Genomic DNA, 18,841 nt, shown 5'->3' with positions numbered 1-18,841 from the left:
TATTTCAAGGATTTAGAGCGCAAGCGGCTCAGCAGCCCGGTATCGGGCTGGCCGCATGCGGGTGCGCGCGGAGAGCCCGCGGGCGCGGAGATCCTGATCAGGCCCGGGTGCGCAGTGCGTCTGCAACCGAGTCCAGGGAGTACCCCAGGTTCTGCAGGACTTTGGCCGTGGCCGTGCGCGTGAATTCATCGGACGCGGTCTTCATGAACGCCGCGATCAATTCTGGATGCTCTCGGGCATAGCCCCCACCGAAAACCGCATCGATCTGGGTTTCGGCTGCCCGCAGATAGCTTTCGGTACGGCTCTGGGCAAGCGTGAACAGAGTGTCAAGGTTCGCTTCAATGAACTCGGGCATGAGAGGTCTCCAATGACGGCGGCAGGCCATTTCAAGGCTAGCACCAGGCCCTTGCGCCTGCCAACGACCAGAAGTTCAAGAATGCCCGCGCCCCTCGCGCCGGTAGTACAGATAGCGTTCGATTTCCGCCTGTTCCACCGCCGGTTCCAGCGAGCGCCACCGGACCACGTAGCCGCGATGCGCTGGCGGCATCCAGCCCAATACGGAGTACATCGTGACTTCGGTCTGGCCAGTATTGAATTCCGTCTCGAAGAATCCCTGGCGACCCGGCGGCTCGCTGCCGCAAATCCAGCTGGAATCTGGCATGGCGCTCTCCCGTACGGCTTCAATCCTACGCGCCGGTCCAGGAAATGGCATACGTTCTAGCCCCGATGCGGGCTGCGTCTACCTTGTGTTAGAAACACGGATGGGGCTCTTGCGGCATGATTGCCGCGATCTTTGCGAACCTTTGCAGTTCGATTTGACGGATGCCGGTAGTATTCGTCCATCGAACCTCAGGAGCCCGTCATGCACAGTCAGCAACCCGCGCCCGAGCCGAACAAGCGCCGTTGGCCTTTTGGCTACGGCGAAGAGGAGTAGTCCGGCTGCCCTAGCCGATACGCGCAATCATGTTCACCGGACGCCCGGAAACGCATTCACCCAGGTGATTGTCACGTCGGGAAAGGCGTCCACCAACTGGATCTTGAAGTCCGGGAAGCTATCGACGATTTTCCATTCGCCGCAACTGTCGGCGAAAGCGTCGACCTTCTTCACCGACAGGTCGGCAAACGCGCTGACCACCTTGACCTTGATGTCGGGGAACGCGGCGACGATCTTCACCTTGCCATACAGCGGGACGCCTTTGTAGGTGCAGTTGGCCTTGTTCAGATCGCCGGCCACGGCGGCAAATGGAGCAGCCAGCAGGGCGCAAGCAAGGACGGCTCGGTGGATGAGGCGCATGGGAGTACTTCCTGCAACGCCGGCACGCGTCGGCGACATGGGGACAATGACGCGCGCATAGTACCGCAGGCCGTGTGAGGTCTGCGGCGCAATGATGCGGCCACCTATCCGGCAACCTCGCCCCTTGCGCTCAGTGCTTGGGCAGCACGAACTCCACCCTCCGGTTCTGCGCCCGTCCTTGCGGATTGTCCGCGCCATTGGCCAGCTTGTTCGATTGGATCGGCTGGGTATCGCCGTATCCCTTGACGGTCAGCCGCGACTTGTCCACGCCATGATTCGCCAGCCATTGCGCCACCGCCTGCGCGCGGCGCAATGACAGATCCTTGTTGTAGGAGGCCGAGCCCTTGGAGTCGGTGTGGCCTTCGATGCCGACGGTGCCGGCCGAACTGGATTGGATCAGGCTGGCGATGTCCCGCAGCGTAGGTTCGGCGGCCGGGCGTATGGCGGTCTTGTCGAAATCGAACAGCACGTCGCCCAGCATGGCGACGGTCACGGCGTTCTTGTCCTGCCGCACCGACAGGCCGTCGTGGCGCGCGGCCAGTCCGTCTATCTGCGCGTTCAGGTCCGATATGCCGCCGCTGGCATCGGAAGGCAGCCCCTTCAGGTCCAGGATGGTGGCCTGCAGATCCAGGATCTCGGCCTTGTAGGGTGGCTCCTGCGCCATGGAGCCGCTGGCGGCGGCGAGCAACGCCGCGGCCAGCAGAGTGGACGTGCCCGGGTAGCCGGCCATGGCTAGCGGTCGGTGATCTTGATGGCGTCGAAGGTCTCGACGCCAGGTATCGTCAACGAGACCTCTTTGATCTCTTTGGGCGGGGCGGGGAACTTCCCCTGCCAGGAGCCGGCGATCGGGGCGTCCTTCTCGGTCCGGATCATCAGTTTGGGATTGGTCAGCGGCTTGTCGTTGCTGTCTCTCAGCAGCAGATGCTTCTTGTTGCCGGCGACCACGTAGAAGCTGTTTTCATAGTCGCTCTTGCTGATCTGCGGATAGAGCATCTCCGTCTTGCCCATGACGACGGGCTTGAACCGTACCTTGATGGACAGGATGTCGCCGCTGCGCACCGCTTCGATGACCTGGCCCTCGGCGCTGCCGGATTCGGTCAGGCCGGTGGCCAGCGGCGCGGGAGCATCGGCCTGGGCTTGGGCAAAAACGGTCTGGCCGGCTACCGCCGCCAGCATGCCCAAACCCAGGGCACAGGCGGCGGCTGTCTTTCTGATCGGAATCACGATAAGCATCCTTTGTCGTTGAAAACCATTCAGGGCAGGGCGTGCGGACCGGGACTCATCCTTTCGGTCCCGTCCAAAGTCCAACGCAAGATGGTCCAACTTTCAGGCGCTTATTTCAGTTCGATGTTTTTCCAAGACGTTACGGAATCTAGCCGACGCGAGCCTCATCCGCCGCGGTGCCCGTGGTAGCGCGGCGCGGCGACGCTGCGGACGTTTTCCTTGTGCTGCGAGCCGACCAGGGCCTTGCGCCGGGCTTCCTCATGCTGGTGATCCGCGCGGGCGCGTTCCTTGTCGGCCTGCGCGTCTGGCGCGGCGTGGGAGGGATTGGGGTGGGGAGTGTTGGGCGTCATGGTGCGTACCTATTAAGCAGGTGACGCGGCATATGCCGCTTTTCCACATTACGCCCCTCATCCGTGTTTCTCAAGCTGCGGTTACGGCGCTTTTTTTGATCCTGGCGGCGCGATGTTTGAGCATTTGAAGAGGCCGCGGCAGCACAATGGTCCTGCGCTGGTTTCCCGGATGTTCTTCTTTCAGGAGAGCTTCATGTGCGACTGTTCTTCTTTCGCCAATTCCCCGCAATTCAACCGCCGCCGCCTGCTGTTCGGCGCCGCAGCGATCGCCGCAGCCGGCGCTTCAGGCTGGCTGGGCGATGCCCAAGCCGCCGTGCCGTCAAACGATATCGGCCCCGACGAGGCCTTGAAGCGCCTGATGGCGGGCAATGCCCGCTACGCCGCCAACAAGCCGAACATGCGGGACTATTCCGCGGGACGCGCCGCCCGCGCCGTGAAGCAAAAGCCCATCGCCGCCATCCTGGGCTGTTCGGACTCGCGGGTGGCGCCGGAACTGGCTTTCGACCAAGGGCCGGGCGACCTCTTCATCGTGCGCGTGGCCGGCAACTTCGTGAACGAAGACGGCCTGGCCAGCCTGGAGTACGGCGCCCTGGTCCTGCGCGCGCCGCTGATTCTGGTGCTGGGCCACGACAACTGCGGCGCGGTGGACGCGACGGTGAAGGCATGGAGGGACAAGACCGAACTGCCGGGCCATCTACCCGCGCTGGTGAATGCGCTCAAGCCCGCCGTCGAGCTTGCGGACAAGTCGGGCGCGAAAGACCTGGTGGCCGCGGCGGTCCAGGCCAATGTGCGACTGACGGTCGAACGCCTGAAAACGGCGCAGCCTCTCTTGCAGGAGATGGTGCAGCAGAAAAAGTTGGGAGTGGTCGGCGGCGTGTACAGCCTGGCCACGGGCAAGGTGACATTGGTTTGACGCCAGCGCAGGGGGCGGCTGAACTCCAGCGCCGGCCGGCCCCGCAATGGTGAGAATTGCTGAGCTTTAAGCGTTTTTCCCTTCGTAATATCCGATGAAAGGATACTGAAAGGGGAAGAGGCATGGGGGCGTGTGAAAAATGCGAGGCTATCGTCACGGACCGGCGCGATGCGCCCGGTCATGACAACCTGATCAGCCTGGGCGTGGTGCGGTCGACGGGGCAGCAGCAACGCGGCGTGCAGCACGAAGCGTACACCTGTGCGGTGTGCGGCACGGATTGGGATTATCTCCACGACAAGCGCGATCCGGCTTCGGGGTGGCGCCGTTCCGATGCGGGCGTGCACACGGAAACGGCCGCAGCGCCTTTGGCGAGAGCCGTCGGCGCCGCGTAGCGCGGCGCGCCGTCTTTAATCAGATCCCGTTCCCGCGTCGGCTCAGCGGCCGGCGCGGCTACATCTGCATCTTCTTCTTGCCCATTAGCGTCAGCGCCAGGCTGCGGCCGGTGCGCATGAAGGGATAGAGCGCCGTCGACAGGCAGGGGTTGCGGAACACGGCCGCGTTGACGCTGTTGAACAGGTCGTTGCCCGTGCTGAGCAGCGCCAGCCGGTTGATGCAGTCGGCGCCCCAGTAGTCCTGGCCGTCCAGGTGCAGCAGCATGCCCTGGTTCAGATCGTAGCCTTGCGCCTTGTAGGCCACCGCCAGATCAGGGTGGTCGCGCATGTTCAGCAGATCGATGGGGCCGACGGCCTTCTGCAGTTGCAGCATCCGCACGTAGTTCGAGCAGAAAGGGCAGTCTCCGTCGTAGAGCAGGAAGTTCTTTGCGATGGCCATGATGCACCGTGTGGAAATGCGCGGGCGCGAAAGGCGCGCCTGCCTCTTGCTTCCGATTAAAACGCATATCGCGGCCAGCGCCCACCGCCCGCGTCGTAGGCGCGGATATCAGCGCATCTGGCGCACGCCGTGCCCCAGGCGCCGGCGCAGCAGGTTGCGCAGCGTGACGCCATCGGCATAGCCGACTTGCGCCGCGATCTGCTCCAGCGACTGGCTGCTGGTCTTCAGCAAATGGGCCGCGCGCTCCACGCGCAGATCCTGGAAAAACGACAGCGGGCTCTTGCCCAGGACCTCCTGCATGCGGCGCGCCAGCGTGCGCTTGCTGGCGCCCAGCGCCTGCGCCGCGGCGTCCAGCGAGAAGCCCTGCGCAAGATGCGCCCGGGCCCAGCGCTCGAAGGCCTGCACCAGCGGCTCGGCATGCGTCAGGTGATCGGTGATGACATAGGCCGACTGCGAGGGCCGCTGGTCCACGATCAGATAGCGCGCCACCAACGCGGCCAGTTCCGGACTGGCCTGTCGCACCAGCCACAGCGCCATGTCCATGTGGCTGAGCGCCGCGCCCGCGGTCAGCAGCGACGACGAGCGCACCAGCATGCGTTGGTCCTCCAGGTCCACCGCCGGATAGCGCTGCCTGAACAGCGGCGCCAGCCACCAGGTGGTAGTCGCCTTGTGGCCGTCCAGCAGGCCCGATTCCGCCAGCACGAAGGTGCCGATGCAGGCTGCTGCGGTGTTCGCGCCAGGCGCGCGCTGTCGCAGCATGCGGCCGGCGTCGCGCACGTCGGCGCGGTCCAGCGCGGGCAGCAGGGTTTCGGGCATCTTGCAGGCGATGGCCGGGATCACGAGCCAGTCGGGGTCCGACGGGTCCGGGCTGCCCGAGACGGGCACGCCGAATCCCTGTGCGCTGCGCACCTTGCGGCGCATGCCGACGATGCGCGCGTCGAACGGTTGGACCGGTTCGGGCAGCAGCGGCGCCAGCTCGTTGGCCGTGGTGAACACGTCCAGGATGGCCGACAGGCCGGTATCGAACACGCCCTCCAGGGCCAGGATCTGGATCTTCATGGCAAGAACGCTATCAAAGATGTCAAAACCGCCAATATTAATCAGGCCGGCCCGGACTCACAATGCGGCTGCCTGATCGCGAGCGCAAACGTGCGCCGCGCCTTGCCGGAGCCGTATCTTGTCTTTTGAAAATCTGTTTGCCCTGGCGGTATTCGCCTTCGTGACCTCGGTTTCGCCGGGACCCAGCAACGTCATGTTGATGACCTCGGGCGCCAACTTCGGCTTCGGCCGGACGCTGCCCCAGGTGCTGGGCATCACCGTTGGCTTCACTACGCTGCTGCTTGGGGTGGGTCTGGGCCTGGGCGCGCTGTTCCACGCCTGGCCGGCCCTGTCGGCAGGCCTGAAGGTAGGGGGCGCGGCCTATCTGCTGTACCTGGCATGGCGCATAGCCCTATCGCGTTCCATCGGTGCGGGGCAGGCGTCTGCCAGGCCGCTCACGTTCATGGAGTCGGCCTTGTTCCAATGGATCAATCCCAAGGCCTGGATCGTCGCGCTGGCCGCGGTTGCGGTTTATGTGGATGCCGCGGCGCCCTGGGCGTCGCTGGCGTGGATGTGCCTGGTGTTCGCGGTGGTGAACGTGCCCAGCGTTTCGCTGTGGGCGGGCTTCGGCGTGGCGCTGCGCGGATTCCTGGCGCAGCCGGGGCGTCTGAAGTGGTTCAACATCGGCATGGGATTGCTGCTGGCGCTGACGTTGTGGCCGATGCTGCGGTGATGCAAGCCAGCGGCAACATTGGAGAAAGTGCGCCGAGGAATCCCGTGGCCGCTTTTTTTGGGGGGGGGGCGGCCTGCGCAGGCCGCGCCCCGACACGGCTCAGTCCGCGGCGGCTTCACCGGGCGCGCCCCATGCCAGACCCATGGCGTAGCCGCGCACATCTTTGGGCCATGCGGCGATCTGCTGCGTAAAACGCTCGCGGTCGCTGGCATACAGCGCCCGCGTGGCTTCTTCGAAACCGGGCAGGTTGCCGGCCATGCTGGACATGAACCGGTACGCCGCCTCCTGGCGCTCGCGCAGGCGGTCCTGCGCCTCGTTGTCGCGGCGCGCCTGTTCCACCAACTTGCGCAGGACTACCGAAGCGCCGCCGGGCTGCGCGCCCAGCCATTCCCAATGGCGCGGCAGCAGAGTCACTTCGCGCGCTACCACGCCCAGCTTGGGGCGGCCTCGGCCGCGCGGTTGCGCGTCATCGGCCGCGCCGGCGGGCGCTTCGGGTGGTGGGGCGGCCGGGTCAATGCGGACGCGGTGGCGCTCCGCGATGGCGGCATGGCTTCCGCTGAGGTCCAGATCGACCTGTTTGCCGGATAGGTCGTCGAACACGAGGATGGTGGCGTCGCGGCCTTCGTCCATCGCCAGCCTGACCGCGAGCGCCACGTCGGAGAGGGCGCCGGCGGCAAGAATGCGATGACCGGCGAAGGCGGTGTGCGGATCGGCGGGGAGGGGGGTGATTGAGTTGCTCATGTTTTATCCGGGTGAAATTCGTGAATGAATTATGATCCGGGTAAAAATAGATGTCAATACACCCGGGTAAAAATAGTGATGCGGAAAAAGCACCACCCTGAGGTACAGAAATATCCCCGAGAACCTAGGGTCAACACCTAGGCAAAACACCCAAGCGGCGTATAATCTTGCTTTGCGCCCGGAGTTACCCATGCGTCTCGTACAAAAAGCGCTCACCTTCGACGATGTGTTGCTGGTGCCTGCGTATTCCGAGGTCCTGCCTCGCGACACTTCCCTGGCTACGCGCCTTACTCGCAACATCACCCTGAATATCCCGCTCGTGTCCGCCGCCATGGACACCGTGACCGAATCGCGCCTGGCCATCGCCATGGCGCAAGAGGGCGGCATCGGGATCATCCACAAGAATCTGTCCGCTGACGCCCAGGCGCGTGAAGTCGCCCGCGTCAAGCGCCACGAATTCGGCATCGTGATCGATCCGGTCACCGTCACCCCCCAGATGAAGGTGCGCGACGCCATCGCGTTGCAGCGCCAGCATGGCATCTCGGGCCTGCCGGTGGTCGAAGGGCGCAAGCTGGTCGGCATCGTCACCAACCGCGACCTGCGTTTCGAAGAGAACCTGGACCAGCCCCTGCGCAACATCATGACGCCGCAGGAACGCCTGGTCACCATGAAGGAAGGCGCCACGCTGGAAGAGGCGCAGTCCCTGATGCACAAGCACCGCCTGGAGCGCGTGCTGATCGTCAACGACGGCTTTGAACTGCGTGGCCTGGCCACCGTCAAGGACATCGTCAAGAACACCGAACACCCGATGGCCAGCAAGGACGCCCAGGGCCAGCTGCGCGTGGGCGCGGCCGTGGGCGTGGGCGCCGGCACCGAAGAGCGCGTGGAAAAGCTGGTTGCGGCAGGCGTCGACGTCCTTATCGTCGACACCGCCCACGGTCATTCCAAGGGCGTGCTGGAAGGCGTGCGCTGGGTCAAGCAGAACTACCCCAAGGTTGAAGTCATCGGCGGCAACATTGCCACCGCGGCCGCCGCGCGCGCGCTGGTCGAGTACGGCGCTGACGGCGTCAAGGTCGGCATCGGCCCCGGCTCCATCTGCACCACCCGCATCGTCGCGGGCGTGGGCGTGCCGCAGATCCATGCGATCTCCGAAGTTGCCAAGGCGCTGGAAGGCACGGGCGTGCCCCTGATCGCCGACGGCGGCATCCGTTACTCGGGCGACGTCGCCAAGGCCCTGGCGGCCGGCGCTTTCGCCTGCATGATGGGCGGCATGTTCGCCGGCACGGAAGAAGCCCCCGGCGAAGTCGTGCTGTTCCAGGGCCGTTCGTACAAGTCCTACCGCGGCATGGGCAGCCTGGGCGCCATGACGGACGGCTCCGCCGACCGTTACTTCCAGGATCCGTCCAACAACGCCGACAAGCTGGTTCCCGAAGGCATCGAAGGCCGCGTCCCCTACAAGGGCAGCGTCCTGGCCATCATTTACCAACTGGTCGGCGGCATCCGCGCCTCGATGGGCTACTGCGGCTGCGCCACCATCGACGACATGCGCACCAAGACCGAATTCGTGGAGATCACCTCCGCGGGCGTGCGCGAGTCCCACGTGCACGACGTACAGATCACCAAGGAAGCGCCCAACTACCGCGCCGACTGATCCGTACAGTCAACTACAATGTCATGCATCGCGCACCGGCAGAACCGCAACATGAATCAGCGGTTCTGCCGGTGCGGTTTTATTTACTGCGGTTTTATTCTTTACCGGTAGAGTCTCCATGCACCAGCGCATCCTCATTCTCGACTACGGTTCGCAAGTCACCCAGCTGATCGCCCGCCGCGTCCGCGAAGCCGGCGTCTACTCCGAAGTGCACCCCGGCGACGTCGACGACGCCTTCGTGCGCGACCAGATGGCGCAAGGCCTGAAGGGCATCATCCTGTCCGGCAGCCACGCTTCCGCCTACGAAGAAGGCTCCATGCGCGTGCCGCATGCGGTGTTCGAACTGGGCGTGCCCGTCCTGGGCATCTGCTACGGCATGCAGTCCATGGCGCAGCAATTGGGCGGCGTGGTCAGCTTCTCCGACCACCGCGAATTCGGCTACGCCGAAGTCCGCGCCCACGGCCACACCAAGCTGCTGGAAGGCCTGGAAGACTTTTCCACCGCCGAAGGCCACGGCATGCTGAAGGTCTGGATGAGCCACGGCGACAAGGTCACCGAGCTGCCCCCGGGCTTCAAGCTGATGGCTTCCACGCCGTCCTGCCCCATCGCCGGCATGGCCGACGAAGACCGCAAGTTCTACGCCGTCCAGTTCCACCCCGAAGTCACGCACACCGTGCAGGGCAAGGCCATGCTGGCCCGCTTCGTGAACGAGATCTGCGGCTGCGAAGGCGACTGGAACATGCCCGACTACGTGGCCGAAGCCGTTGCCCGCATCCGCGAGCAGGTCGGCACGGACGAAGTCATCCTGGGCCTGTCCGGCGGCGTGGACTCCTCGGTGGCCGCGGCGCTGATTCACAAGGCCATCGGCGACCAGCTCACCTGCGTGTTCGTCGACCATGGCTTGCTGCGCCTGGACGAAGGCAAGCAGGTCATGCAGACCTTCGCCGAAAACATGGGCGTGAAGATCATCCACGTCGACGCCACCGCCCAGTTCATGGGCAAGCTGGCCGGCGTGGCCGACCCCGAAGCCAAGCGCAAGATCATCGGCCGCGAATTCGTCGAAGTGTTCCAGGAACAGGCCGGCAAGCAGCAGAGCGCCAAGTGGCTGGCCCAGGGCACGATCTACCCCGACGTCATCGAATCCGCCGGCGCCAAGACCGGCAAGGCCACCTCCATCAAGTCGCACCACAACGTGGGCGGCCTGCCGGACACGCTCAACCTGCAACTGCTGGAGCCGCTGCGCGAACTGTTCAAGGACGAAGTCCGCGAACTCGGCGTGGCCCTGGGCCTGCCGCCGCAGATGGTTTACCGCCACCCGTTCCCCGGCCCCGGCCTGGGCGTGCGCATCCTGGGCGAAGTCAAGCACGAGTACGCCGAACTGCTGCGCCGCGCCGACGCGATCTTCATCGAGGAACTGCGCAACACCAAGGACGAGGCCAGCGGCCTGACCTGGTACGAGCTGACCTCGCAAGCGTTTGCCGTGTTCCTGCCGGTGAAGTCGGTGGGCGTGATGGGCGATGGGCGTACCTACGAATACGTCGTGGCGCTGCGTGCGGTGCAGACGTTTGACTTCATGACCGCCGATTGGGCGCCGCTGCCGCATCCGTTGCTGGCTCGGGTGTCGTCGCGCATCATCAATGAAGTGCGCGGCATCAATCGTGTTGTGTATGACGTGTCGAGCAAGCCGCCGGCGACGATCGAGTGGGAATGATTCAGGCCCATCCGAACGCCGCCGATTTTACGCTGCGGTACGATCTAAGCTACTGAAATCAAAAATAAATCTATCCTTTGGCTATCGGCATCTATCGGTGGGCATAGATCATGTCCGGCGGCCTCGCTGACGGGCCTCGCCCCCATTGATCAACCGGAAAAACGAAAGTACCGTCAGGTCAAATGAGGCCAATGACGGTACTTTTTTCGAATTAACGCACTGAAATATAATAGTTTTCAGCGCCATTGGCCTTCAAAAACCGCGTGACGGTACTTTTCCGCAAGGAGGCCCGAAATGTTGACCGACGCAGCACTCAAGTGCTTGAAACCAAAAGCGAAAATGTACAAGGTATCCGATCGTGACGGCATGTATGTGCGCGTCGCGCCGTCGGGCGCCATCTCGTTCAGGCTCGACTATCGGCTGAACGGCAGGCGAGAGACCGTCTATCTCGGCAGATATGCCCGTAACGGAATATCGCTCGCCAGGGCTCGCGAGCTATGCATCGACGCCCGTCGGGCGATCGCCGAGGGGCGGTCCCCCGCCATCGAGAAGCAGCGGGAGAAACGCCGGATCAAGGAAGCAAAGAGCTTCGGCGAATTCGGCGAGAAGTGGCTGACCAACGCGACCATGGCCGACAGCACGCGCGCGATGCGTCGCTCCATCTTCGAACGCGAACTCATGCCCGTCTGGCGAAATCGTCTCCTGACGGAGATCACACCGGATGATCTACGCGTTCACTGCGGCAAGATCGTCGAACGGGGTGCGCCTGCAACTGCTATCCATGTGCGGGATATCCTCAAGCAGATCTACGGCTTTGCCATTCTGCACGGCGAGAAGGTCGCCAATCCGGCCGATGACGTCGGTCCAGCCTCGATCGCTACCTTTACGCCGAAGGACCGCGCGCTCTCGCCCGCAGAGATCCGCATCATGTTCAAGCAGCTCGAGCATGTTGCGACTTTGCCAACGATCCGCCTCGGTATGAAGCTCTACCTCCTCACCATGGTCCGGAAGAGCGAGTTGCAGGATGCAGTTTGGGACGAGATCGATTTTGACAACGCCGTCTGGACCATCCCGAAGGAGCGCATGAAGCGTTCGAAGCCGCACAACGTCTATTTGTGCCGACAGACGTTAGACATCATGATCGCGCTTAAGACCTGCTCCGGCAACTCCCGATATCTTTTGCCGTCCCGGTACGACGCGGACGCGCCAATGTCTCGCGCGACGTTCAATCGGATCACCTACGCGGTCGTCGAGCGAGCCAAGAAGGAGGGGCTGCCACTGGAGCCATTCACGGTCCATGATCTGCGGCGGACCGGATCGACGCTGCTAAATGAGCTGGGCTTTAACAGCGACTGGATCGAAAAGTGCCTGGCGCACGAGGACGGGCGTTCGTCGCGCGGCGTCTATAACAAGGCCGAGTATGAGGTGCAGCGTCGGCATATGATGCAGCAGTGGGCGGATACCGTTGACGCCTGGATCGATGGCCGGAAGTATGCCCCCGCGCTTTTGCCGCAAGCTATGCCCTTGATGGAACTGGATCCCGCCCTTTGACCGGGCGGGATTTACGCTTGGAAACATCAGGATGTTGGGCACGCCGGATCGGCGCAGCCCGCCGTGCCGTGAGCCAAGCCTCGACCTCGGCCAGGTCCCATACGATACAACGTGGCGAGAGCGCGAACCGGCGGGGAAACTCGCCACGCTGCTCCATTTCATAAATTGTGCTGTCGGCCATCGGTACCATCTCTCGCAACTGTTGCCGCCGGATTGTTCTCCGAATTTGTGTAGTTTCGATCTTTGCCATTCTCAATCTCCTTCATTGCTGAGGCGATTGAGAATGATAGATGGTGATAGTGAAAGCCCCTTCGAAACGCATTGCGGTGTTTTCGGGCTATAGCGTACACATCGGCGGGTTCTTCCTGACTGCTAGGAGCAGCATAGGGGCGAACAGGCGCTGATGGACAAGCTCGAAACGTGTGGGGCCTGCAACAACGCCGACGCCTGCGGTAGACACGACTCCCTTCAAAAAGTGGTTTGTCTACCAATCCACAGAAAAACACGACGAGTTGAAAGCGGCGTGTTTTCAGGGGGTTGAGAAGGAAGGAAAAGAGGCTGGCGATATTCGGTTTTTCGCTCTAGGTGCAGTATAGGTGCAGAGAGCGTCGGCTAGAATCGGCGGCAAATGTGCGGGTGTGGTGGAACTGGTAGACGCGCCGGATTCAAAATCCGGTTCCGAGAGGAGTGTCGGTTCGATTCCGACCACCCGCACCACCTTTAATCTCAAGGTAAACCGACGGCCAAAAAGTTCGAATCTCACCCGGCTCGCCAGGCACTCCCTCGTGAACTCATCGATCACATTCAGCATGCGGAACCTCCGCCCGTTATGGGTGCGGTCCTCGACGAAGTCGTAGGACCAGACGTGGTTGGGATATTCCGGCCGCAGCCGAATGCAGGACCCATCGTTCAGCCACAAGCGGCCCTTCTTCGGCTGCCTGTACGGCACCTTGAGCCCCTCCCGCCGCCAGATCCGCTCGACGCGCTTCATATTCACCACCCAGCCCGCCCGGTGCAGCAAGGCCGTGATCCGACGATAACCATAGCGCCCATAGCGGGTGGCGAGTTCGACGATGTCGGCGGTCAGGGCCGCCTCCTCGGCTCGCGCCATCGGCATCTTGCGCTGTGTGGATCGATGTTGCCCCAGAACCCGGCACACCAGCCGCTCCGATACGCCGAGCTTGGCTCTGACGTGCTCGACACAGCGCCGGCGCCGGGCGGGGCTCAGAAGTTTCCCGACGCAGCTTCCTTCAGGATCAGCTTCTCCAGTGTCAGGTCAGACACCGCCTTGCGCAGCCGCTCGTTCTCCTTCTCGAGATCCTTCAGCCGCTTAACCTGGTCGCTCTTCAGGCCGCCAAATTCCTTGCGCCAGCGATAATAGGTGAATGCCGTCACCCCGATCGCCCGGATCGCCTCGGCTACCGGCCGTCCCTGCGACACCAAAACGTCGACCTGCCGAAGCTTCGAGACAATCTCTTCAGGCTTGTGCTTCTTCTGCGCCATCGCTCAATCCTCCAAAGGCTCGAAAGCCTAATTCAGGGAGGACCACTTTTCAGGGGGCAGACCAGTCGATGTCGCGCAGGTGAGCTTCATCGCGCCTATCATCGTGGATACGGCGCTCGGCGCGATCGACCGTCACATCGGCGAGTTCAAAGTGCTGGTTCACTGCAACCAGGGCCTCTCGCGGTCGCCCTCGATTGCGTTGCTTTATCTACTGAAACACACGGACGCGCTGGGGTCGCAAGATCCCGCTGCCGCACTGTTGGCGTTTCGGAGGCTCTACCCGCCGTACGCACCTGCTCAGGGCATGGCGGACTATGTGCGGCTGAATTGGGCGAAGTATTTGCAGGATGGCTAGCTCACTTTCGGAGCTGTTCCAAAGATGACCTTTCGGGAGCGGGAGCCGCGAGCCTACTTGTGACCGACTCGCGTGGAGTGTCCGCTTCCGGCACTGAACCCAAGTTCCGCTAGTGACTCGTTTCGGACCTTCAGCATGTCAGCTTCGCGTCCGCACGATAAGCTGACATGCCCGGGAGCTTCAGTCTTTTCTGGCGGAGTGCGCATTGCCCATCGGCCATATCCAGGTGTCCAACTCCGATGGCACGCAAACGCTGAAGCGGCAGCGCGACGCGGTGTTCGCGACCAACCTTTCCGGTCGATAACGTCCTGGTCATTTTGCCGAGCTTGCGGATTAGCCGCGAACCACCTGCTCAAGACCAGCCCCGGCGAGCCGGGCGGCGGCGAGCAGGCGATCGAGATCGTGCCCGTTGCGAGCGCTGGCGGACAGGCCGGCCATGACGGTGCTCATATAGTCGGTCACGCGCTCGGCCTGTTCGGGATGGCGCGCGGCGACGAAGCGATGGATCGCCTCCTCCGCCGCCGCAAGGAACGTTCCGGCCGCCTCGCGTGCCTCGCGGTCGGTGCAGCGCACACCCTCGATAACGAGGCACCCCGCCGCGTCCGGATCGGCGGCATAGCGCCGCGCCGCCGCTTCCAGCACCGCGACGAGGCATTCCGCGACCGGGCGATCGGCGTTCAGCAGATCGAACAGCGGGATCGCGCCGGTACCGGCATAGCGATCGAGAATGCGGCTGTAGAGCTCGGCCTTGCTGCCGAAGGCGGCATAGAAGCTGGGCGGGTTTATCCCGATCGCCTGAGTCAGGTGCGCGATGCTGACGGCATCATAGCCACGCGAATGGAACAGCCGCTGGGCGGTCGCGACCGCTTCGTCCGGGTCGAACAGGCGCGGTCTGCCGCGTGCGCGGGATAATTTTGTATGAACCACTACAAATACCTTGACGGGTGTTTCAAGTCGTTTATGTAGCGAGTCGTAAGTTATTGATCAAGGAAAGTCCGATGGGTGTGTTTGAGGCGAAATCCGTTCTCGTGCTGGGTGGCAGTCGGGGGATCGGCGCGGCGATCGTTCGGCGTTTTGTGGCAGATGGTGCGAAGGTGACCTTTACCTATTCCGGTTCGCCTGACGCGGCCCACGCGCTGGCGGCCGAAACGGGCAGCACCGCTGTCGAGACGGACAGCGCGGATCGCGACGCGGTGATCGCGCGCGTGAAGGACAGTGGCGCGCTCGACGTGCTGGTCGTCAATGCCGGAATCGGTGTTTTCGGCGATTCTCTGGAGCAGGATCCGGACGCAATCGACCGGCTGTTCCGGATCAATATCCACGCGCCCTATCATGCCTCGGTCGAGGCCGCGCGCCAGATGCCCCAGGGTGGCCGGATCATCGTCATCGGATCGGTGAACGGCGACCGGATGCCCGTTCCAGGCATGTCCTCCTACGCGCTCAGCAAGTCTGCGCTGCAAGGGATGGCGCGCGGGCTGGCACGCGACTTCGGGTCCCGCGGGATCACGATTAATGTGGTGCAGCCCGGCCCGATCGACACCGACGCCAATCCGGCGGACGGACCGATGAAGGAGCTGCTGCACAGCTTCATGGCGATCAAGCGCCACGGCCGGCCAGAGGAAGTCGCGGGCATGGTGGCGTACCTCGCCGGCCCGGAGGCGGGGTTCGTTACGGGCGCCATGCACACCATCGACGGCGCGTTCGGTGCCTGATCCGACCTCGCCCGCGCCGATGACCACCATCGGCATCATCGGCGCGGGCGAGGTCGGCAGCCAGATTGCCCGCGCCGCCATCGCCAACGGCTATCGGGTTGTCATCGCCAACTCGCGGGGGCCCGAAACCCTGGCCGGGCTGGTCGCGGAGCTCGGGCCGCCTGCCCGCGCCGCGACCGCTGCCGGTGCGGCGGAGGCGGGAGAATTCGTCGTGATCGCGGTCCCGCTCAAGCTGGTCAACGACATGCCCGTGGCGCAACTGGCGAACAAGATCGTGCTCGACACCAACAACTATATGCCGTGGCGCGACGGGCGCTATGCCCTCGTCGATACCGGCGCGAAGACCGAGCACGAACTGCGGCAGGACCAGCTGCCAACGTCCAAGGTCGCGAGGGCGTTCACGCATATCCAGGCACCGCGCCTGTTGCTGTCGGCGCGGCCCGCTGGCACGCCGGGGCGGCACGCGCTGTCGGTGTCGAGCGACTATCCCGAAGCGGTGGCGCTGGTCACGCGACTGTACGACCAGTTCGGCTTCGACACGGCGGACAACAGCCCGCTTAGCGAGTCCTGGCGGAGCGCTCCGGGTCAGCCCGCATGGCACGCGCACGACCATCAAACGCGTCCCGCGCTGATTGCGAACCTTGCCAAGGCGACACCGCTCCCACCGAGATAGGGCAGACTGCCTCTGCCCGACCACACCGCCCATGCCTACGAGGTCTTCGCCGTTCTCTCGCCCGCGCCGGCATCACGTTCATGTCGGCCTGCGCCTGCCGCGGTCGGTATCGCTGAGAGGGCAGCAGCGATCCGCGATCCCGCCGACAAGGCCTACGGTGTTCGACTGAAAGCGGGAGTCTGTGTGAAGAGCGGAATGTCGCCTTTCAGCCAAGTCGGTAATGACCGCTGCTGGCGCGAAGCCGAAATGCGCCGCCGATCGCCTGTCTTTCCACGCCATGGCCACCGATTATGCGACGGGCGCGCTGAAGGGGTGGGCGAGCTCGGTACGTAACGCTATTCTACGCCTGCCTTCGATCGCTCTTGCGGCCCTGCGCTGGCCAAGCCAACAGGATCGCACCGGATCGTAGCGTAGGGAAACATCGCACGCCAGCGCACAGTATCGCGCCATGGCGTAGGAAAAAGCGTGGCTCGCCGGAGTCGGTGAAAATGCGAACTTCGATCTGCCGATTCCCCTCAATCATATCCAAAGGCCCGCCGTCAAGATGCGCAAGCGTGATCGACTGAGAGCAGAAAGGATTGTCGCTGCCGGCGGGCCGATGCCGAATCTCCGAGAGCGCGCAGTGATGTTGGCGGAGAAGCTAGGCGAAGTCCGCACCCGTGATTTGACGGAGGTCGGCATTCCTCGGTGCTACTTAACAAGGATGTGCGAGGAAGGACTGTTGATCAAGGTTGGCTACGGGCGTTACCGCGCTGTTCCGCGGCGAGCCGCTTAACCGGAACGCTGCCGACCGTCAGTCCGAAGATGGGCCGAATAGGCGCACCGCGCTGTCGATGATCAGTTGGGGTCGCGGTTGGTGTAGTTGAGAGCAACCCAGGCGTATCCGACAGGGTTGCGGCGGACATGGCCGATTCCGGGGAACGCCGTATGGAGCATGGCAATCAAGGTCTCATTGCGCGCGAACTCGTCGAATGCTTCAGCGCGGAGCCGCATTAGAACTACGAACCATCACCGCTATCGATGACTTGCCGGACAGTCGGGTTCGCTTCAGGGAGCGCCAGTTCCGAAAAGTGCCGTCGGATATGATCCAGCTTGGGATCGATGTAGCGGCGGCAGAAGGGCCTGCTCGGGTCGGTTCGATAGTAGTTTTGGTAACGCTCGTCCGACGCTCTGAAACCTTTAAACGGGAGGACCAGGGTGTGCACCGCCTTGGCAGACGCGCCGGCGAAGCGGACGATCGCCTGTTCGGCCTCCGGCCGCTGGCTCTCTTCAAAGATGTAGATCGCGCTGCGGTACTTGCTGCGAGGCGAGCGGGCCCTGGCAGCGGAATGCGTTCTGAGATGCACCTCGGACAGCGTCGCCAACGGAATAACCGATGGATCGAAGGTGACGATCACCCCTTCTGACCAGGTATCTGCCGGCGCGTCCGACCGGACAAAGCCCTGGTCGACCTGGGCGACGCCGCGCAACGCCTGGAACACTCCCTCTGTGCACCAATGGCATCCCCCTCCAAAGCCGGCCTTCGCCATCATCACCTCCCACGCCGAGGCGTGAATCCTGACGTAGGTTTGCCCGGCAAAGCGCTAGCGGCTGATTTCGAAGAGGAACCACGCACGGCGCTCAGCCTCGTCCGTCCAGGCATCGATCAGGCCGGACGTCGCATTATCCTTCGCCTTGTCCGCGACGTCCTTTGCGCGGCGAAACGACTCGACCATGTGGAGATTGTCGGCGCGGAGCTCGCCCAGCATGTCCTGCGGTGTCACGAACTCAGCATCATTGTCCTTGATCGTCTGGTGGCGCGCGATATCGCCGATCGATCGAATGGTGGTGTTGCCCGTCTTTCGGGCGCGCTCGGCGATCGCATCGGTGACGGCGAGGATCTCTGCGGCCTGCTCATCAAGAAGCAGGTGATAGTCCCTGAAGTAGGGTCCGGAGACGTGCCAGTGGAAATTTTTTGTCTTCAGGTAAATCGCGTAGCTGTTCGCCAGAATGATCTTCAGAGCGTCGGCGACAGTCATCGCCGCGCATTCGTCAAGATCAGAAGGTGTCGGAAGGGCGGAGGCATTGTTGTTCGTCATCGCTTAGACTTTCTCAATCTGGCTACACGGGATCCAGCACCGATTCCCCCACGGATGGCGATGTATAGAAGATGAATTCATTGCCAGACGAAGTCCAATGGCCGGTGGCTATAGTTTCGATACCTTTGAGCGACATGCGCAGTCTTGGGGGGCCGGGCGTCGCAGGCGGACCGGTCGGCCGGGACCTCCACCTGCCCGTCAGGGGGCCGGTCGGAAATCCAGCACGAACGCGACGACCTTTTCGGCGGACATCTCGCACGGCTTCAGCAATGTTCTATCTGATGTAACGCGATAGAGGTTGAAGCTGACAATGTCGGTCCCGGCCAACTCCCTGGCGAACAGGCTGTTGCGACGTCCGTCACCGGATCGCCGGACAGTCACGCCGAAACGCCGGCCTTCGTAGGCGCCTTCGCTGTATCCCTCGGGAAGCTCCGCGAAGGCGGCATCGAACTCGGCATGCTCCATCTCAATCCAGTCGTCTTG

The 18,841-nt window shown here is 63.3% G+C and carries 23 protein-coding genes, 1 tRNA gene and 1 pseudogene; 10 read left to right on the top strand and 15 right to left on the bottom strand.

Features of this window, described 5'->3' with window-relative positions; genetic code table 11:
• Positions 1–97 precede the first annotated feature (97 nt).
• The 6 genes from ACM1PE_RS14990 to ACM1PE_RS14965 form a co-directional block, all read right to left on the bottom strand.
• Positions 98–355 (bottom strand): hypothetical protein, encoded by a 258-nt coding sequence (locus tag ACM1PE_RS14990; protein ID WP_059373237.1) that lies wholly within the window; start codon positions 353–355, stop codon positions 98–100.
• 75 nt (positions 356–430) lie between these two features.
• Positions 431–661 (bottom strand): hypothetical protein, encoded by a 231-nt coding sequence (locus ACM1PE_RS14985; protein WP_054456318.1) that lies wholly within the window; start codon positions 659–661, stop codon positions 431–433.
• A gap of 306 nt (positions 662–967) precedes the next feature.
• Positions 968–1,294, bottom strand: coding sequence for a hypothetical protein (locus ACM1PE_RS14980; protein ID WP_419343684.1), 327 nt, complete (start codon positions 1,292–1,294; stop codon positions 968–970).
• A gap of 130 nt (positions 1,295–1,424) precedes the next feature.
• The gene (locus tag ACM1PE_RS14975) at positions 1,425–2,024 is read right to left on the bottom strand and encodes an OmpA family protein (RefSeq protein ID WP_059373233.1); all 600 of its coding nucleotides are present in this window, start codon (positions 2,022–2,024) and stop codon (positions 1,425–1,427) included.
• Positions 2,025–2,026: 2 nt separating this feature from the next.
• Positions 2,027–2,527 carry a hypothetical protein gene (locus ACM1PE_RS14970; RefSeq protein WP_419343683.1) on the bottom strand — a complete coding sequence of 167 codons (501 nt, stop codon included), beginning with the start codon at positions 2,525–2,527 and terminating at the stop codon, positions 2,027–2,029.
• Between the two features lie 155 nt (positions 2,528–2,682).
• Entirely contained in the window at positions 2,683–2,868 is a 186-nt protein-coding gene (locus ACM1PE_RS14965; RefSeq protein ID WP_059373231.1) for a hypothetical protein, read from the bottom strand.
• 193 nt (positions 2,869–3,061) lie between these two features.
• Here ACM1PE_RS14965 and ACM1PE_RS14960 point away from each other — a divergent pair, with 193 nt between their 5' ends.
• Positions 3,062–3,781 (top strand): carbonic anhydrase, encoded by a 720-nt coding sequence (locus ACM1PE_RS14960; protein ID WP_251879707.1) that lies wholly within the window; start codon positions 3,062–3,064, stop codon positions 3,779–3,781.
• A 122-nt stretch (positions 3,782–3,903) separates the two neighbouring features.
• A complete protein-coding gene (locus ACM1PE_RS14955; protein WP_059373226.1) occupies positions 3,904–4,173 on the top strand; it encodes a hypothetical protein in 270 nt (89 codons plus the stop codon).
• Positions 4,174–4,231: 58 nt separating this feature from the next.
• On the opposite strand, the gene ACM1PE_RS14950 is transcribed toward ACM1PE_RS14955, so the two are convergent.
• Positions 4,232–4,612, bottom strand: coding sequence for a DCC1-like thiol-disulfide oxidoreductase family protein (locus ACM1PE_RS14950; RefSeq protein WP_059373224.1), 381 nt, complete (start codon positions 4,610–4,612; stop codon positions 4,232–4,234).
• 108 nt (positions 4,613–4,720) lie between these two features.
• Entirely contained in the window at positions 4,721–5,671 is a 951-nt protein-coding gene (locus ACM1PE_RS14945) for a GlxA family transcriptional regulator (RefSeq protein WP_419343682.1), read from the bottom strand.
• Between the two features lie 118 nt (positions 5,672–5,789).
• Between ACM1PE_RS14945 and ACM1PE_RS14940 the strand changes: the two genes are divergently transcribed.
• Complete coding sequence (locus tag ACM1PE_RS14940) at positions 5,790–6,383, top strand: LysE family translocator (RefSeq protein WP_419343681.1); 594 nt, start codon at positions 5,790–5,792, stop codon at positions 6,381–6,383.
• 99 nt (positions 6,384–6,482) lie between these two features.
• Here the strand turns inward: ACM1PE_RS14940 and ACM1PE_RS14935 are convergent, their stop codons facing one another.
• Positions 6,483–7,124, bottom strand: coding sequence for a DUF2239 family protein (locus ACM1PE_RS14935; protein WP_419343680.1), 642 nt, complete (start codon positions 7,122–7,124; stop codon positions 6,483–6,485).
• A gap of 190 nt (positions 7,125–7,314) precedes the next feature.
• Between ACM1PE_RS14935 and guaB the strand changes: the two genes are divergently transcribed.
• The 3 genes from guaB to ACM1PE_RS14920 all read left to right on the top strand — a co-directional run bounded on the left by guaB (position 7,315) and on the right by ACM1PE_RS14920 (position 12,037).
• Positions 7,315–8,775 carry an IMP dehydrogenase gene (gene guaB / locus ACM1PE_RS14930; RefSeq protein ID WP_059373216.1) on the top strand — a complete coding sequence of 487 codons (1,461 nt, stop codon included), beginning with the start codon at positions 7,315–7,317 and terminating at the stop codon, positions 8,773–8,775.
• Positions 8,776–8,893: 118 nt separating this feature from the next.
• A complete protein-coding gene (guaA, locus tag ACM1PE_RS14925) occupies positions 8,894–10,486 on the top strand; it encodes a glutamine-hydrolyzing GMP synthase (RefSeq protein ID WP_059373213.1) in 1,593 nt (530 codons plus the stop codon).
• A 294-nt stretch (positions 10,487–10,780) separates the two neighbouring features.
• Complete coding sequence (locus ACM1PE_RS14920) at positions 10,781–12,037, top strand: tyrosine-type recombinase/integrase (RefSeq protein ID WP_151690346.1); 1,257 nt, start codon at positions 10,781–10,783, stop codon at positions 12,035–12,037.
• Here ACM1PE_RS14920 and ACM1PE_RS14915 read toward each other — a convergent pair.
• The gene (locus tag ACM1PE_RS14915; protein WP_103243979.1) at positions 12,003–12,287 is read right to left on the bottom strand and encodes a helix-turn-helix transcriptional regulator; all 285 of its coding nucleotides are present in this window, start codon (positions 12,285–12,287) and stop codon (positions 12,003–12,005) included. The genes ACM1PE_RS14920 and ACM1PE_RS14915 overlap by 35 nt on opposite strands.
• A gap of 382 nt (positions 12,288–12,669) precedes the next feature.
• Between ACM1PE_RS14915 and ACM1PE_RS14910 the strand changes: the two genes are divergently transcribed.
• Positions 12,670–12,754, top strand: a tRNA-Leu gene (locus ACM1PE_RS14910).
• Positions 12,755–12,785: 31 nt separating this feature from the next.
• Here the strand turns inward: ACM1PE_RS14910 and ACM1PE_RS14905 are convergent.
• Positions 12,786–13,540, bottom strand: a pseudogene (locus ACM1PE_RS14905) (IS3 family transposase); the annotation flags it as partial.
• A 79-nt stretch (positions 13,541–13,619) separates the two neighbouring features.
• Between ACM1PE_RS14905 and ACM1PE_RS14900 the strand changes: the two are divergent.
• Positions 13,620–13,895 carry a dual specificity protein phosphatase family protein gene (locus ACM1PE_RS14900; RefSeq protein ID WP_103243978.1) on the top strand — a complete coding sequence of 92 codons (276 nt, stop codon included), beginning with the start codon at positions 13,620–13,622 and terminating at the stop codon, positions 13,893–13,895.
• A gap of 333 nt (positions 13,896–14,228) precedes the next feature.
• Here ACM1PE_RS14900 and ACM1PE_RS14895 read toward each other — a convergent pair whose 3' ends face one another.
• Positions 14,229–14,822, bottom strand: a complete 594-nt coding sequence (locus ACM1PE_RS14895; RefSeq protein WP_018429645.1) for a TetR/AcrR family transcriptional regulator — start codon at positions 14,820–14,822, stop codon at positions 14,229–14,231.
• 71 nt (positions 14,823–14,893) lie between these two features.
• Between ACM1PE_RS14895 and bdcA the strand changes: the two genes are divergently transcribed.
• Together bdcA and ACM1PE_RS14885 are read left to right on the top strand one after the other, a co-directional pair.
• On the top strand, positions 14,894–15,607 hold the full coding sequence (gene bdcA, locus ACM1PE_RS14890; protein WP_026227545.1) for an SDR family oxidoreductase: 714 nt from the start codon (positions 14,894–14,896) through the stop codon (positions 15,605–15,607).
• Positions 15,600–16,280, top strand: a complete 681-nt coding sequence (locus ACM1PE_RS14885; RefSeq protein ID WP_199416583.1) for an NADPH-dependent F420 reductase — start codon at positions 15,600–15,602, stop codon at positions 16,278–16,280. The genes bdcA and ACM1PE_RS14885 overlap by 8 nt, the downstream gene beginning before the upstream one ends.
• Positions 16,281–17,278: 998 nt before the next feature.
• On the opposite strand, the gene ACM1PE_RS14880 is transcribed toward ACM1PE_RS14885, so the two are convergent.
• The 3 genes from ACM1PE_RS14880 to ACM1PE_RS14870 form a co-directional block, all read right to left on the bottom strand.
• Positions 17,279–17,812, bottom strand: coding sequence for a peptide-methionine (S)-S-oxide reductase (locus ACM1PE_RS14880; protein ID WP_103243975.1), 534 nt, complete (start codon positions 17,810–17,812; stop codon positions 17,279–17,281).
• Between the two features lie 51 nt (positions 17,813–17,863).
• Complete coding sequence (locus ACM1PE_RS14875; RefSeq protein WP_018429639.1) at positions 17,864–18,358, bottom strand: Dps family protein; 495 nt, start codon at positions 18,356–18,358, stop codon at positions 17,864–17,866.
• 198 nt (positions 18,359–18,556) lie between these two features.
• A complete protein-coding gene (locus tag ACM1PE_RS14870; protein WP_103243974.1) occupies positions 18,557–18,823 on the bottom strand; it encodes a hypothetical protein in 267 nt (88 codons plus the stop codon).
• Positions 18,824–18,841: the final 18 nt, after the last annotated feature.

The organism is Achromobacter sp. PD1, from assembly GCF_048541815.1.
In the GTDB taxonomy this organism is placed as follows: domain Bacteria; phylum Pseudomonadota; class Gammaproteobacteria; order Burkholderiales; family Burkholderiaceae_B; genus Achromobacter; species Achromobacter bronchisepticus_A.
Note: the sequence above shows the minus strand (reverse complement) of the source record. Positions and strands in the feature narration are given on the sequence as shown.

Bases quoted from the DNA above. Each gene is read 5' to 3' on its own strand.
- guaB (WP_059373216.1), top strand. From the start codon at position 7,315: ATGCGTCTCGTACAAAAAGCGCTCACCTTCGACGATGTGTTGCTGGTG.
- guaA (WP_059373213.1), top strand. From the start codon at position 8,894: ATGCACCAGCGCATCCTCATTCTCGACTACGGTTCGCAAGTCACCCAG.
- ACM1PE_RS14880 (WP_103243975.1), bottom strand. From the start codon at position 17,812: ATGATGGCGAAGGCCGGCTTTGGAGGGGGATGCCATTGGTGCACAGAG.
- ACM1PE_RS14985 (WP_054456318.1), bottom strand. From the start codon at position 661: ATGCCAGATTCCAGCTGGATTTGCGGCAGCGAGCCGCCGGGTCGCCAG.
- ACM1PE_RS14870 (WP_103243974.1), bottom strand. From the start codon at position 18,823: ATGGAGCATGCCGAGTTCGATGCCGCCTTCGCGGAGCTTCCCGAGGGA.
- ACM1PE_RS14970 (WP_419343683.1), bottom strand. From the start codon at position 2,527: ATGCTTATCGTGATTCCGATCAGAAAGACAGCCGCCGCCTGTGCCCTG.
- ACM1PE_RS14975 (WP_059373233.1), bottom strand. From the start codon at position 2,024: ATGGCCGGCTACCCGGGCACGTCCACTCTGCTGGCCGCGGCGTTGCTC.
- ACM1PE_RS14915 (WP_103243979.1), bottom strand. From the start codon at position 12,287: ATGGCAAAGATCGAAACTACACAAATTCGGAGAACAATCCGGCGGCAA.
- ACM1PE_RS14955 (WP_059373226.1), top strand. From the start codon at position 3,904: ATGGGGGCGTGTGAAAAATGCGAGGCTATCGTCACGGACCGGCGCGAT.
- ACM1PE_RS14935 (WP_419343680.1), bottom strand. From the start codon at position 7,124: ATGAGCAACTCAATCACCCCCCTCCCCGCCGATCCGCACACCGCCTTC.
- ACM1PE_RS14950 (WP_059373224.1), bottom strand. From the start codon at position 4,612: ATGGCCATCGCAAAGAACTTCCTGCTCTACGACGGAGACTGCCCTTTC.
- ACM1PE_RS14875 (WP_018429639.1), bottom strand. From the start codon at position 18,358: ATGACGAACAACAATGCCTCCGCCCTTCCGACACCTTCTGATCTTGAC.
- ACM1PE_RS14965 (WP_059373231.1), bottom strand. From the start codon at position 2,868: ATGACGCCCAACACTCCCCACCCCAATCCCTCCCACGCCGCGCCAGAC.
- ACM1PE_RS14960 (WP_251879707.1), top strand. From the start codon at position 3,062: ATGTGCGACTGTTCTTCTTTCGCCAATTCCCCGCAATTCAACCGCCGC.
- ACM1PE_RS14990 (WP_059373237.1), bottom strand. From the start codon at position 355: ATGCCCGAGTTCATTGAAGCGAACCTTGACACTCTGTTCACGCTTGCC.
- ACM1PE_RS14980 (WP_419343684.1), bottom strand. From the start codon at position 1,294: ATGCGCCTCATCCACCGAGCCGTCCTTGCTTGCGCCCTGCTGGCTGCT.
- ACM1PE_RS14945 (WP_419343682.1), bottom strand. From the start codon at position 5,671: ATGAAGATCCAGATCCTGGCCCTGGAGGGCGTGTTCGATACCGGCCTG.
- bdcA (WP_026227545.1), top strand. From the start codon at position 14,894: ATGGGTGTGTTTGAGGCGAAATCCGTTCTCGTGCTGGGTGGCAGTCGG.
- ACM1PE_RS14920 (WP_151690346.1), top strand. From the start codon at position 10,781: ATGTTGACCGACGCAGCACTCAAGTGCTTGAAACCAAAAGCGAAAATG.